This window comes from Solirhodobacter olei (genome assembly GCF_004010155.1).
In the GTDB taxonomy this organism is placed as follows: Bacteria; Pseudomonadota; Alphaproteobacteria; order Rhodobacterales; family Rhodobacteraceae; genus Solirhodobacter; species Solirhodobacter olei.
The window spans coordinates 1-13719 of the sequence record NZ_RRYH01000046.1; the positions used below are offsets into that span (position 1 = coordinate 1).

The window sequence follows — 13719 nt, forward strand, 5'->3', positions numbered from 1 at the left end:
CGGGGACCATCTCAAACCCATCCAGGCAAGTTGACAAAGCCGCATGGGGCTATCGTAAAGCCGGCCCATAGCTGCCATTCGGGGTCGCTTCATGCTGCGTGGCGGCATTTCCCGAAGCCTCCGTTCAGGCGGTGCCGCAGCAAAGCACCTGAAACACGATCACAGATGTTGTCAGGCCTACAGCTCCTCGCCTCCGTCAAGCCACCTGCGATCCGAAACGCGCATCGAGACTGGCCCCTTGAGCCACGGATGGACCCCGTCGAAGGTCGACCGCCCCAAGAATTCGCTATCCAGCTTTTGCCGGCCGGCTAGAATTGGTTGAGCCGCACCAACCCTTGTAAACTTTGCTTAAGCTGTGCCTCATGGCAGTGTACACGGCAAAGGGAGTCACGAGTTTGTTCATCCAACGCGCGGTTATCAGAAACTACCGCTGCCTTAAGCAGGCAAACGTCACCTTCAATGACAAACTGAACGTCATTGTCGGAAACAACGAGTGTGGGAAATCCACCCTCCTCGAAGCGATCTACCTAGCGCTCACCGGTCAACTCAATGGTCGGCCTCTCCAGATTGAACTCCATCCCTATCTGTTCAATCTCGAGCTCGTTCTTGAGTACATCGAAGCACTAAAGGCGGGTCGTGCGACGGCACCGCCATCGATCCTAATCGAGGTGTACCTCGCCGACGATCCCACCCTAACGAAGCTCAAAGGCAACAACAACACCCTTGGCCTTGATCTTCCCGGCGTGGCGCTCCTAATTGAACTTAACCCTGCGCACGCAGAGGACTTTGCTCAATACGTCTCCGACCCGTCCGAAATTCGTACGGTCCCAATGGAGTTCTATTGGATCAAGTGGAGGGATTTCGCCGAGAACGACATTCTAAACTCGCGCGGCATTCCACTTAACGTGAGCCTGATCGATGCCAGTACGATCAAGAACAATGCGGCAGCCAGCCGCTACGTAATCGACATCGTGAAGGAGAGCCTCACCTCGAAAGAGAAGGTTGACCTCGCTCTGACTTATCGGCTCATGAAGGACCGCTTTCTTGAAGAGCCGAAAGTCAAAACGATCAACGACGCGCTCGCGGCAAAAAAGGGGAAGATCAGCGACAAGGTTATCTCGGTTTCCCTTGACACGTCCGCTAGGGCGAACTGGGAGGCAGGGATCATGCCTCACCTGGACGACATCCCTTTGCCCCTCATCGGGAAAGGCGAGCAGAATTCGGTCAAGATCAAGCTCGCGATGGAGACGTCGGCAAAATCCCACATCATCCTGATTGAGGAAGCAGAAAATCACCTCTCCTACGCCAGCCTCAACGAGCTGATTGGCCACATTGCGGCGAACGCCGGCTCGCGGCAGATATTCATTACGACGCACAGCAGCTTCGTTCTCAACAAGCTTGGCGTGGAGTCCGTCCTTCTGTTCCTGCGCGGCGAGGGTGTGCGCATGACGGACCTGAAGGATAAGACTACACGGGACTATTTTATGAAGCTGCCGGGGCACGACACGCTGCGGCTCATCCTCGCGAAGCGTTCGATCCTCGTCGAGGGGCCGTCAGACGAGTTGATTGTCCAACGCGCCTACCAGATGAAGCACGGCAAGATGCCGCTGGAGGATGGGGTTGATGTGATTTCCGTGAATTCGCTCGCATTCAAGCGCTTCCTCGAAATCGCAGTCCTCCTAAAAAAGACAGCCGATATCGTGACCGACAATGATGCTGATGTCGCTGCGCTGGAGAAAAAGTACGCGGAATACCTGAACTCCGACATCGTCAAAATCCAATACGATAATGACGAAAAGGCCCACACGCTCGAGCCCCAGCTCGTGAAGAAGAACGGCCTGGCGACGATCAACGCTGTCCTCGGCAAGGCCTTCGCGGATGAAGCTTCCGCTATCGAGCACATGCTTAAACACAAGGCTGAGACCGGCCTCAAATTCTTCGAAACGAATGTGGAGTGGTCGCCTCCGGACTATATCGCCCGTGCCGTCCGCTAATCGCATTGTGATATCCGCCGCCGGAGGCGGAAAGACCACGCGGGTCGTCGACCAGGCGCTAGCACGGGCGCAAGGCCAGGGAGCAACGGCCCTGATCACCTATACTCGCAACAATGTCCGCGAAATTCAGCTCAAGGCATACGAACGCGTACGCACCATTCCCTCCCATGTGGAGGTCATCTCTTGGTACTCGTTTCTGCTGCGAGAACTTGCCCGTCCCTATCGTTCAGCCATGCATGCGAGTAGGGTTGATGGCATCCACTGGGTTGAAGGAAGGTCAGTCCCCTACATTCCCGAAGCGCGGACCAGCGGTCACTACTTCCTTGATGGCTCCCGGATTTATTCGGACAAAATCGCGAAGTTCGTTTGTGAGTGTGACCGACGATCGGGTGGCGCGATCATGCGTCGACTGAAGCAACGCTTCAGCCACGTCATCATCGACGAAATCCAAGACATGGCCGGGTACGATCTCGACCTCCTGGAGTTAATGCTAGTAGCGGGCGTCCCGGTCACCTTTGTCGGTGACCACCGGCAGGCCACCTTTGCCACGAACAACGCTTCGAAAAACAAAGCGTTTTCTGGTCCGGCCATCATCAAGAAATTCGAGCTTTGGAAGAAACAGGGGCTCGTTGCGATCGAGTATGAAACACACACACACCGCTGCAACCAAGCCATTGCGGATCTGGGCGACGGCTTTTTCCCGAACGAGCCGAAGACCGTTTCGCGCAACGACAAGGTGACGGGACACGACGGCGTGTTTCTCGTCTCCAGGGCTGACGTTGGTGAATACGTGAAGCGGTTCGCGCCACGGGTGCTCCGGTATTCCGCTGCTACCAAGTGTGATCCGCACGAAGCTATGAATTTTGGCGAGTCAAAGGGCCTGACCTTTGAGCGGGTCCTGATCTACCCGCACGGGCCGGCTCGCAAATGGCTCGTGTCGGGCGACATCAGACATGTCGATAAATCCGCGACGAAAATGTACGTGGCCGTCACACGCGCTCGATACAGCGTGGCCTTCGTCCACGACGAAAAGGTCTGCAGCGTCGCTGCTACGAAATGGGCCCCGGATGAGTCACGATGACGAGGAAGACGAAGTAGGGCCTTCCGTCTGCGATGAATGCATCGGCGCCGAGGTTCTCTCAGGCGAAGTCGAAGCTGAAGACAATGTCCTCGAGTGCGACTACTGCAACCAAGATCATAGGCCTGTGCGTTGCTTGAATGGCCGCTTGTCTAGTTTTGCTGCGAGCGCCGCGCTGCACTGTCCCCAGTCGGCTTTCCGCCCTTGGTGTCGTCCAAGAGCTTAGTGGCGGGCCGGGCGCAAAGGGCTGACTGCCGTCATTATCCGAGGCCGGGGCAACGGTGGCTGTGTCCGCTTCTTCGAGCTCCGATCCGATCGCAGCGAACGGCAGGTGACAGGGAGAACCGCCCCGCCGACGAATGGCTGAAATGGGGGCGCTTTGCGGCCCTTCGATCTGGGCGCGGCGAAGGGTGGCTCCGAGGACACATTGACCAACCTTGCCTTCTGTCCGAATAACAGTGACCGCGCGCATAGTTGTCGACGCGTTGGCTCCGAGCCGGTATCCATTGGAAATGGGAGGCAAGATGGACCCTGCGCTCCTGCGGCGTCTTCTGCGCGCCAAGGATCACGTCGACGCAGCCCCCGCCGAAGACTGGCCCGTCCGGCGGCTTGCAGCGCTTGCTGGCGTGTCACAGGCGCACTTCGCGCGCTCCTTCAAGGACGCCTTTGGCGTTCCTCCACACCGATATCTGTTGACCCGTCGCATCGAGCGGGCAAAATCACTGCTGCGTGACACCGACATCCCGATCGTCAACGTCGCCTTCGAGACCGGCTGGAACAGCCTAGGCACCTTCGGACGGGTCTTTCACGAGATCACCGGACAAACTCCGTCCGACCTGCGAGAAAGTGAACAAGCAAAGCCTCATGCACTCGGCGAGGTTCCGCATTGTTTCATTCATGCTTCCAACCGCCCAAACCTGAAAACAGCAGTTTCGGAGAAGCGCCGCCGGAAATCAGCCGCTATTTAGTACGCATAAAGCGGAGGGGATTGAATGAGTGAAGGAATTGGCGTTGTCGGCATCTATGTCCGGGACCAGGACGAGGCTCTGGATTTCTACGTCGGGAAACTCGGTTTCCAGATCCATACTGACGTGCGGAACGGTGACTACCGCTGGCTGACGGTCACTCATCCGAAAAGCCCGGGGGTTCAGCTGGGTCTTTTCTTGCCGCAGGAGCCGGCCCTAGATGCTGCGACGGCCAATACAATGCAGGAAATGGTGGCCAAGGGGGCGATGCCGCCGCTCGTGATCGTGGTGGATGATTGCCGGTCCGCTTACGCAAAGTGGTGTTCGGAGGGTGTCGAGTTCATCCAGGAACCGGTCGCGCGCTATGGCAGCGTCGACGCCAACCTGCGTGACCCCTCAGGGAACGCATGGAAAGTGATTGAGGCGAGATCATGATATCCGCGAGCCAGGCCAAAGCCGCAGTTAATTCTCCCTCGGGTCGTCGTATGAGGACCCTCCATCGCTGGGTTTCTCTGCTTTTCACGGCTGCGGTTGCCGCTAATTTCGGGGTGATGGTATTCGGAACCCCGCCGTCATGGGTGACCTATTCACCTCTGCCGCCACTCTTCTTGTTGCTCGGGACCGGGCTTCACATGCTCGGAAAGTACTATCTGCCCCGGCGGAAGCAACGCGGGCGTTGAATGGCAGGTCCGTCCGAATCCAGGCCCTTGAATCCGTTTGGCGTGAATGGCAGCTCACAGGGCGGCCAGCTCGGGCTCTGAACGACGTGGATGGCGGCGCCTTCCAGCCAGCTTAGCGACCGCCAATCATTTCGTCAGCCTACCGCTCCGTCGCGCCCTTGCCTGCGATGATCTTCGGACGAAACTTGTCGATGCGGGACGCGCGGGTCTTCGATTGCTTGGCTTGGTTCAGCGCGAACAGATAGCTCTTCCGGCGCCCTGGTGTCAGGGCCTGAAAGGCCTCGGCCAGCTCAGGGTCTGCATCCAGGGCCTCAGTCAGTTCATCTGGCATATCGATCTCGCGCTCCACCTTCGGGGGCGTCGCTCCCGCTCCGGCACAATCCATCAACTGACGCAGATAACCCCGGATTATCGGCTCCTTCTCGTCTACCTGCTCCAAGGAGGTAAAGCGGATCATATTCGGAGTTTGGCTATTTGGGCCCTGAGGCTCTAGAGCGCCTTCGGTGTCTTTCACGAGGGCCGCGTTCATGAGGCTCAAGCGGAAGTCACCACGGAACGCCGAGATGATCGCAATATTGCGATCAGCGTGTATATAGCACGGATGCGCCCATTTCACCGTCTCTGAGAGACCCATGTCGAGGCAAATCCGACGCAAGGTGTTCAGCCCATCTATCCAGAGCCGGGTGGAGCAATCCGGTGTCGAAAACCGCTCGCACCGACCGCATCCCTTCGTAAAGAAGTCGCCGGGATCGGTAATCATCGCCATTCAACAATACTCCCAACCTGTGATCTGGAGCGAACCTGCTCGCTTGTCGCCAAGTCACGTTCTAGCTGCTCTTATAGACGCGCAGGCTGTCATCACAACTCGCGCTAACGTTGAGCATAGCCGCAGCAGCACTTGACGCAATCGGAACCAAAACGGCAAGCCGGCGTTGAGGGAGCCCCTATCCCATCTCATGAGAACCGAACGCAACAGCGACTGGCGCAGGGGCACGTTGCGACCCGAGGTTCGGCGCGAGCGCTGGCCGACCAGTTCAGCTCCTGAAATCTGTTGATTTGCCGCTCTCTTTCCCGATCTACATGGCGGCCAGCACCGCGTCCAGCACCACACGTAGCCGGCGCAACCGGCGCAGGTCGCGATGATAGTCGTGGCAGGCCATTTGATTGCGGGTGGTAATGCCAGTAGCGATCTGCGTGGCGCCCTTCTGCGTGGCGCCATTGGCCCGGACACACTGCAAGATGGTCTCAATCAGCCGAGGCCTGTGGGAGATGACTGGTAGAGGTGCGGGCCAACCCCGAACCGTCGGCAGAGCACGTCTGTATTTCCTGGTCGGACGAGAACGTGCGGTAACCCGATGCGCTTCGCGTCGTGGAATGGATCGCCTTTGAGTTTTGGACTAGACGGGAGATCGAACGCTGCAGAAAGTCCGCGTCCTGCACCTTCAACTAGGCCGTAGCGAACGGCAGTTTTCAGGTTGCTCGTGCTTGACCCTGAACGGCCGACTTCGGGGCGCCTTGCTGCCGGACGGCTCAGGGCCTGGCAACGGCCCGCCGGCTCGGGGACCGTCTACGGTCAGGCAGGTTCCTTGTGAGCGTAATGGGAAAGCTGCCCTTCGCGCAGCATGACGTGTGCGCAGGGGGCCGGACGGTCTTCCTCACCAATGGGCTGGCCGAGGCCTTCAACAGCGCAGGTTGCCGTCGCGATATTCACAACTCTAAGGTGGCCGGGAAGCTGGCATGGAAATGCAAAAGAAAAATCGTTCAGACTGCCAATATCGGATCACAATGTCAAAATCCCATGCCGAGTCATTCTCAGAGATCGAACGACACCTCGCCAATTGTTGTGGGTATTTGGGGCTCTGTTGCACAAAGGAGCTGATGGCCGGGGTTCCCCTTTCCCCGGACAGACCTATCCCACGGCCTCTGTGACAGGGATGCTGAGCGCGGTGTAGCCGTTCAGAACGGCGATACGGACCTGAAGCTCGGCGACCTGTCGGTCGAAGTCCCTTGCCATGAGGCGCTGCCCCAGCAGCTTCACACAGTGCATCCGATCGTCGGGAAAACAGTCCACTGGACTGTTTTCTGATCCTCCTCACATCTCGACGCGGCTTCGGCGATAGTATCCGCTCCATCGTCGCCAGAGGGCACGACCGAGGTATTTCGATGCCCGCAGTGCTTCGTTTCGTGCGACCGCGCCGACGGTGACTGTCTTCCACGGTTTGGCGTTCTTGCGGGGCGGAATGACAGCGTGGGCGCCGCGGTCAGCGATGGCATCGTGGCATTTGCGGGTGTCGTAGGCACCGTCGGCGGTGACGCTGCCGATCTGCTCATGCACCGGGATCTGTTTGAGCAGGTCGGGTAACACCGGCGCATCGCCGATGTGGCTCCCTGTGATCTCCACGGCCCGAACTTCCCGCGTTTCCTCATCAATCCCCAGATGGATCTTGCGCCAGACGCGCCGTTTCGGGCCGCCATGCTTGCGGGCGTGCCACTCGCCTTCGCCCTCGACCTTGATGCCAGTGCTGTCGATCAGCAGGTGCAGCGGCCCCTTGGACCCGCGATACGGTATGTTCACAGCCAGGGTCTTCTGGCGGCGGGACAGGGTGCTGAAGTCAGGCACCGTCCAGTCGAGGCCAACCAGCTGCAGCAGGCTCTCGACGAAGCCGGTCGTCTGCCTGAGCGCCATGCCGAATAGCACCTTCATCGAAAGGCACGTCTGAATGGCGGCATCGCTGTAGGTCTGCTGGCGGCCACGCCGGCCTGTCGGCGCGGCATCCCAGCTCATCTCGGGGTCGAACCAGATCGTCAGCGAGCCCCGGCGCTTGAGCGCTTCATTGTAGGCTGGCCAGTTCCTGGTCCTTTAGGTCGGGGATGTGGGTCTGCTCATGCAGCCCAGCTACCACACTGGATTCACGAGATGAATCCCTCACAGGATTTGTGCAACAGAGCCGCTGAATTGGACGAGAGGATCGGAAATTTTAGATTTGAACCAGATGAAGTCCTTGGGCAGAATGAAGGAAGGTTTCCAGCGAAGAAAATGAAGTATCGGCTTGGCGCTGTTTTTGTTCGCGGCGATTATCTGTTAACGGCCATGACAAGGTTCGATGAAAACAACAGAGCGGTTCTTACTATGCCGCAATATCTGGAGTTCCTCGTTCGCTTTTGGGACGGAGTAAACAAAATGTACACCCAGCGGAACGTAGCTGCACCGATATTCGGATCGGGAATCACTCGTATCAAAGGCCACAAGACTATTAGCCATGAGGATCTATTGAAGATAATGCTCTGGACGTTTAGAATTATCGAAACTCGATTCAAATATCCAGCCAAACTCTCAATAGTGATACACACGGACAAGATCGACCAGATAAACCTCCTCGATATGAAACTCCTTAACGACGGCGTGTGACTTGGAAGTGACCCGCAGGATGCATGTAGCGTTCAGTTTTGCTGGGGCGCAGCCGACGTTGAACTCTTGACCCCTCTTGAGGAGCCAGAATATGGCAAACAGAACTGGCACGTACTTTGCATTCGACGACCTTGGAGAAACAGATCCAACAAAGTCGGATTTTAGATATTATGCGACCGTACAAGGATGGGACACCGCCAATCATATCGAATTTCACTTTGTGGATAGCCACGAGAAAGCGAGTTCCGTTCGAGATCCGAGCAAATTGAATACGCTTAAGGCAAGTATCCGGCAACGATTGGCCGACTCCAAGAACATGGTTGTGATTATCTCACCTGATACTCGAAGATCCGGAAGTTTGCTTTCATGGGAAATTGAGCAGGCCGTCGATGATTACAAGATTCCATTGATTGTTGCGTACACGAGATACACATCCATCATCCGACCCGCCAACCATTTCAGTCTCTGGCCGATTACGCTCCAGCAACGAGTTCAAAACGGGACGGTGGAAGCCATCCACATCCCCTTCAAAAAGGATGCGCTATTTGATGCAATTCGACGATTCACTGTGAACGGCGAAAAGATTGGCGGGCCTTTGGTCCATTATACACGGGAGGCGCAGGTGAATTGGGGTTATATCTCTTAGGTAAGTGATTTGCTCCCGGAGTTTTGTGCGTTTCCTTTCATTGCCACGGAAAGAACCAAGGGGGCATTGGCCAAGGCTTATCCCAACCTTTTGGGTACGGTTGTGTATGCGTGTGTCCTGTTCGAGAATGTGAGGAACTTGACCTGCCGGATCTCGATCGTGTGGCCGGCACCGGTGGACTTCAGGATCGTGTTCACCCCCTGAGGCCCGGCCAGGTTGGCACCACTATTGTCGATGACGACCCGGTCTGGCACGCCGTTCGCGCCGATCGGCTGCTTCAAAGACCGCCGAGCGGTGGCCAGATCGTAATCGGCCGGTTTGTACCGCCTTGCCTTTTTGCTTGAACTTGTGACGTTGAAGCGTCCGATCTGGACCTCGGTGGCTGGGGTGATCCGTGATAGGGTAGCGCCATGGAGATTGATCGAGACCGGATCGACGACGCCGTTCTGGGCCTGATGTGGCTAACGCTGCATGATGAGTGGCGGGCGTGGAAAGGTTTTGACTGGGGCTCCCTGGCGCGGCTGCACGAGAAGGGGCTGATCGCCGATCCGGTCAACAAGTCGAAGTCGGTTGTCTTGACGGATGAGGGGCTAAAGCGGTCTGAGGAACTCTTTCAGGCGCTGTTCACGCGGCCTCGGCCTTGACGGCGTCCAAGGGCTTCCAGTTCCACGGAAGCAGCTCGTCGATCCGGTTGATCTTGTGGTCGTTGATCCGGGTAAAGATGTCTGTGAGGTAGGCCTGCGGATCGAGTCCATTGTCCTTTGCGGTTTATGCCGCCCGCCGCGCTATGCCGAATGGCTCGGACGCAACCCGCCGTTTACATGCGCGCGCGGCCGCTTGGGCTGGTGCTGCTCTGTTTCCATTCGGCATAGTCTTTGTTCCTACAGCGCTTCGAGGAAGGCGAGCAGGCGGTCGCCTGCCCGGAAGCGGATCGGCTTGTCTGGCTCGTACGGTGCCAGCTTAGCCAGTGCCGCTTCCTTGAGGGAGAGATGGGCGTGTAGGTAAGTCTGGGTGGTTTCGATGGACTCGTGGCCGAGCCACAGCGCGATCACCGAGCAATCAACGCCTGCCTGAAGCAACTCCATTGCTGCGCTGTGCCTCAACACGTGCGGCGACACTCGCTTGGACGCCAACGAGGGACATGCCTCGGTGGCGGCGCGTACATACTTGGCCAGGAACGCCTGGACACTGTCGGCGCTCAATCGGCCCCCGTGCAAGTTGGGAAACAATGCGCTTGCGCTGCGGCGGGCCGGTTCCTTGAGCCAGGCCTGAAGGGCGACGCGCATTTGCAAGGTTAGTGGCGTACATCGCTCCTTCCGTCCTTTGCCGATACATCGCACATGGGCCCCGGCGCCAAGGTGGATGGCATCCCTATCGAGATTGATGAGCTCGGAGAGACGCAAGCCGGTCTGCGCTGCGAGCTGCAGCAAGGTGTGGTCGCGGCGGCCGAGCCATGTTGCGCGATCGGGAGCATTGAGAATCGCTTCGATCTCGGGCCGTGTCAGGAAATACACTTGGCGCTTATCGTGACGTTTGCTCGGTATCGCGAGGACGCGCTGGATGAGGGCGCCATGCGCCGGTTCCTCGTAGGATATGAACCGGAAAAAGGAGCGAATGGCTGTCAGCCGCAGATTGCGCGTCCTGACGCTGACGCCCCGCTGTGCCTCGAGGTCAGCGAGGAAAGCGCTGACACATGGCGCATCAAGATCATCGAGGACCAGAGCAGATGGCGGCTTACGGAGACGCGCCTGCGCAAACTTGAAGAGCAGTCGGAACGTGTCGCGATAGGATGCGATCGTATTGGGGCTGACGTTGCGTTGGCGCATGAGCCGCTCCGTGAAATAGCGCTCGATCAGGGGCGCGACGTTACCGCTTGGCTTCATGACGCCACCTCCCATCGTTGGTCGAGGCGCTGAACCGCCGCTTCCATCAACTCCGGACAAGCCGAGAGGTACCAATAGGTGTCGCGCACACAGGTGTGGCCGAGATAGGTTGAAAGCATCGGGAGCCGCTGCTCGACATCGAGCCCTTCGCGATGCCAGCCGACAAGCGTCTGGATGGCAAAACGGTGCCGGAAATCGTGGATGCGGGGGCCGGTGTGGTCACCTTCGCTTCGCAGCCCGATCTCGCGGGACAAACGCCAGAAGACACGATGGACATATTGGTGGAGCAATCGGCCGCCACGCTCGGCAACGAAGAAATACGACCCGCGGCGTGATCCGAGGTGAGCATCACGCCGCTCGGCGTAGCTGCGGAGAGCCGTGCAGGTTGTTGGGTGCAGCGGGACGAGGCGCGACTTGCCGAACTTGCTCTGCCGGATTGTCAGCAGGCCCTCGACGGGGTCGACGTCGTCGTGTTGAAGCCCGATCGCCTCGGACAGACGGAGGCCGGTCACTGCTATCAATCCGAATAGGTGATGGTATGTCTGTCGCCGTAGGCCGTTTCTCGGCGGCAGGGCCAGCGCCGCCGATAACAGCGCGTCGATCTCAACATCGCTGTAGATATAGGGCTTGGCGCGCCTCAGTGGCGGCAATATCCCGGCGGGCGGCACCTCCGTCTTCGGATTGATGTTCGCAAGATGGCGCGCGAACCCGCGAACGTCAGTCAACCGCAAGGCCCAGGAAGCGTGTCGGTCGGCTGGCAAGGTCGCCCAGGCTACGGCCAGCTTGGTGGTGATGGTCGTGGCATTGTGGCGCTCCATGAAAGTGACAAAATCGGCAAGCCGCCGCGCCTGATGTTGGAACTTGAAGCCAAACCCCTGACGCATCACCACATACTGCTCGAGTGCAGATCGCAAGGTGGTCATTGCACTCCTCCCGGCCAGGGAAGGCACAAGGTCCTGAGCGCCTCGATGTCCACCTTCGCGTAGATGCGCGTCGTGTCGTGGCTCTCATGCCGCAGCACTTGGCCTATCTCCGACAAAGTTGCTCCCGAGCGGAGAAGTTCGGTCGCAAGGCTGTGGCGAAAGATATGGGCCCCGTGGTGGGCGTAGCCGCTGATGCCTGCGCGCTTGAGTGCCGTCTTGGCGATCATCGTGACAGCGCAGCCAGAGGCGAAACCGACATGGGGTGCTAATGTGCGCAGAAACAGCCGACGGCACGCTGAAGTCGGCCGGCCATTCCGTAAATAGGCAACGATGGCTGCGCCAACGTCCGGCAGAAGCGGCATCCGCGCTCGTTGCCGGCCCTTGGCGTGAATGTGCATCTCGCCCGATCGCCAGTCGATGTCATCAAGAGTGAGGGTCGCAACTTCGCTGGCCCGCAATCCAAGCTTGGCCAGCATAGTGAGGATGGCGTAATCCCGTCGCCCCCGCGCCGTGGATCGATCGCAACCATCGAGGACCTTCTGAACCTGTGCGGCGGACAGATAGGTAGGCAAGCTTGCGTGCTTCCATCGCCGGATGGACGGCACGCTAGTATCAAGGCCGAGGGGGTGCAGGCCGCAATGATGGAGATATCGGAGAAATGCGCGTAGCGACCAGCACATCCTCTTCGCGGATGCTGCACTCGCGTCCCCGGCATGTCGCTCGATGTAGCGGGTGACGTCCGCCTGGCTGATCCTGCTGAGATCTTCCGGGCCGGCGGGGCACACCTCAACAAGGAAGCGACGAATGATTGGCGCGTGGGTGATGATCGACCTCGGCGCCAGCCCGCGCTCCTGCCGCAGATAACGGCTGAACCCCGCAAATATCTGATCCTCTTGGGTAATTGGTGACGGCAGCGCCGGTGCAATCACGTCGGTCTCACGCAGTACTGCCAACAACCGATTCAGCGCTGCCCGGTCCCCTGGATGGAGACGCTGCTTACTCCCTCGGTGCTCAAGGTAACGATCGACGACGCACTCATTGAGATCGGTCGGCTCCAATCGGCTGCTTGAGGCCCAGCTTAAGAGAGCACCAACCAGGTTCAGAGAGCGCCATGTGCCATGGCGGCCGAACCCGTCCTTCGCCAACCGCGCTCCGTAGAGCTCAACGAGATGCCCGTGAGGGCCGTTCTTCAGGCGCCGAAACAGCTGACTCCCGCTCAGATAATCCCCGTCAGTCATGTCCTCTCCTCCGCTGTTGAACACGGAGACAGAAGACGAACTATGCCGAGCGAAATATATGCCGCTTAGCGTGAAACTTGGGAAACACGAGCCTGTTCGGCATAGCGCGGCGGGCGGCATAAACCGCCCTATGCCGCGGGCGGCATAGGGCGGTCTCGATGACGGTCATTGTGTCGGCCAGCGTCTCGCCGCCAGCGTCCGAACCTGCAAATAGGAAGTTCTTTCTGCCCAATGCGATAGGCTTCATCTTCCGCTCGGCCGGATTGTTGTCGATCGCCACGCGGCCGTCGTCGAGGAACAGGCAGAACGACTCCCAGCGGTTCAGCCCGTAGCGGAACGCCTTGGCCAGATCGCTCTTGCCGGGAATGCGCTTGAGTTGGTCCTCGGCCCAGGCCCCGAAGGCCTCGACTTTGGGTTTGCTCCGGGACTGACGCGCGGCACGGCGGACCCCGGCGCTTTGCCCGGTGATCTCGACCTCAATGTCGTAGAGCTCGCCGATCCTCTTCAAAGCCTCGAGCGCGATGGCAGAGCCGGTCCCCTTGTGGACGTCGAAGTGCTCGCCATCCTCCACATTGCCCATTCATTGTGGCAATGTGACGACGAATTCATGCAAGATTGGCCAAGGGTGCCGCCTGCCCGCTGCCGCCGCCAAAGGGGGACACCCACCGACCGTCGTGAGCCTTGCACTGGGGATGCAGGCGGAACCGGACGGTCGTGGCCTCAAGCTGCGCGAACGGCCGCGCTATTGGCGCGCGCCCCTCGCACGCAGAGGCCAGACGACGACGTCTGACAGCACTTGTAAGCCATGCTGGCAGCCGTGTCGTATGGCAGCTTCCGGGCGTTTCGCAAAACCACCTGAACGTATGGTGCGCCTTGCCGCCGTTTAGCGAGGATACCCGAGGC

General features: G+C 58.9%; 11 protein-coding genes and 4 pseudogenes. 7 read left to right on the top strand and 8 right to left on the bottom strand.

Features of this window, described 5'->3' with window-relative positions:
* Nucleotides 1–395 precede the first annotated feature (395 nt).
* The 4 genes from EIP85_RS21165 to EIP85_RS21185 all read left to right on the top strand — a co-directional run bounded on the left by EIP85_RS21165 (nt 396) and on the right by EIP85_RS21185 (nt 4472).
* Nucleotides 396–1994 carry an ATP-dependent nuclease gene (locus EIP85_RS21165; RefSeq protein ID WP_127904208.1) on the top strand — a complete coding sequence of 533 codons (1599 nt, stop codon included), beginning with the start codon at nt 396–398 and terminating at the stop codon, nt 1992–1994.
* Nucleotides 1995–2001: 7 nt separating this feature from the next.
* Nucleotides 2002–3075, top strand: a complete 1074-nt coding sequence (locus EIP85_RS21170; protein WP_241560131.1) for a UvrD-helicase domain-containing protein — start codon at nt 2002–2004, stop codon at nt 3073–3075.
* Nucleotides 3076–3596: 521 nt separating this feature from the next.
* Entirely contained in the window at nt 3597–4040 is a 444-nt protein-coding gene (locus EIP85_RS21180; RefSeq protein WP_277749328.1) for a helix-turn-helix domain-containing protein, read from the top strand.
* 24 nt (nt 4041–4064) lie between these two features.
* Nucleotides 4065–4472, top strand: coding sequence for a VOC family protein (locus EIP85_RS21185; RefSeq protein ID WP_127904212.1), 408 nt, complete (start codon nt 4065–4067; stop codon nt 4470–4472).
* Between the two features lie 384 nt (nt 4473–4856).
* Here the strand turns inward: EIP85_RS21185 and EIP85_RS21195 are convergent, their stop codons facing one another.
* On the bottom strand, nt 4857–5483 hold the full coding sequence (locus EIP85_RS21195) for a YdeI/OmpD-associated family protein (protein WP_127904213.1): 627 nt from the start codon (nt 5481–5483) through the stop codon (nt 4857–4859).
* Between the two features lie 1143 nt (nt 5484–6626).
* Nucleotides 6627–7604, bottom strand: a pseudogene (locus EIP85_RS21200) (IS5 family transposase).
* 69 nt (nt 7605–7673) lie between these two features.
* Here EIP85_RS21200 and EIP85_RS21205 point away from each other — a divergent pair.
* Nucleotides 7674–8126: a macro domain-containing protein gene (locus EIP85_RS21205; RefSeq protein WP_127904214.1), complete on the top strand. Its 453-nt coding sequence runs from the start codon at nt 7674–7676 to the stop codon at nt 8124–8126.
* Between the two features lie 91 nt (nt 8127–8217).
* Nucleotides 8218–8772, top strand: coding sequence for a TIR domain-containing protein (locus tag EIP85_RS21210; protein WP_127904215.1), 555 nt, complete (start codon nt 8218–8220; stop codon nt 8770–8772).
* A 131-nt stretch (nt 8773–8903) separates the two neighbouring features.
* Here EIP85_RS21210 and EIP85_RS23350 read toward each other — a convergent pair.
* A pseudogene (locus EIP85_RS23350) lies at nt 8904–9077 on the bottom strand (IS6 family transposase); the annotation flags it as partial.
* Between the two features lie 105 nt (nt 9078–9182).
* Here EIP85_RS23350 and EIP85_RS21220 point away from each other — a divergent pair.
* Nucleotides 9183–9416 carry a DUF6429 family protein gene (locus EIP85_RS21220; RefSeq protein ID WP_127904216.1) on the top strand — a complete coding sequence of 78 codons (234 nt, stop codon included), beginning with the start codon at nt 9183–9185 and terminating at the stop codon, nt 9414–9416.
* Here the strand turns inward: EIP85_RS21220 and EIP85_RS21225 are convergent.
* The 5 genes and pseudogenes from EIP85_RS21225 to EIP85_RS21245 form a co-directional block, all read right to left on the bottom strand.
* A pseudogene (locus tag EIP85_RS21225) lies at nt 9397–9540 on the bottom strand (transposase domain-containing protein); the annotation flags it as partial. The gene EIP85_RS21220 and the pseudogene EIP85_RS21225 overlap by 20 nt on opposite strands.
* A 113-nt stretch (nt 9541–9653) precedes the next feature.
* Complete coding sequence (locus EIP85_RS21230; protein WP_127904217.1) at nt 9654–10655, bottom strand: tyrosine-type recombinase/integrase; 1002 nt, start codon at nt 10653–10655, stop codon at nt 9654–9656.
* Nucleotides 10652–11578, bottom strand: a complete 927-nt coding sequence (locus EIP85_RS21235) for a tyrosine-type recombinase/integrase (RefSeq protein WP_127904218.1) — start codon at nt 11576–11578, stop codon at nt 10652–10654. The genes EIP85_RS21230 and EIP85_RS21235 overlap by 4 nt, the downstream gene beginning before the upstream one ends.
* Nucleotides 11575–12816 carry a site-specific integrase gene (locus EIP85_RS21240; RefSeq protein WP_127904219.1) on the bottom strand — a complete coding sequence of 414 codons (1242 nt, stop codon included), beginning with the start codon at nt 12814–12816 and terminating at the stop codon, nt 11575–11577. The genes EIP85_RS21235 and EIP85_RS21240 overlap by 4 nt, the downstream gene beginning before the upstream one ends.
* 148 nt (nt 12817–12964) lie before the next feature.
* Nucleotides 12965–13366, bottom strand: a pseudogene (locus EIP85_RS21245) (IS66 family transposase); the annotation flags it as partial.
* Between the last annotated feature and the right edge of the window lie 353 nt (nt 13367–13719).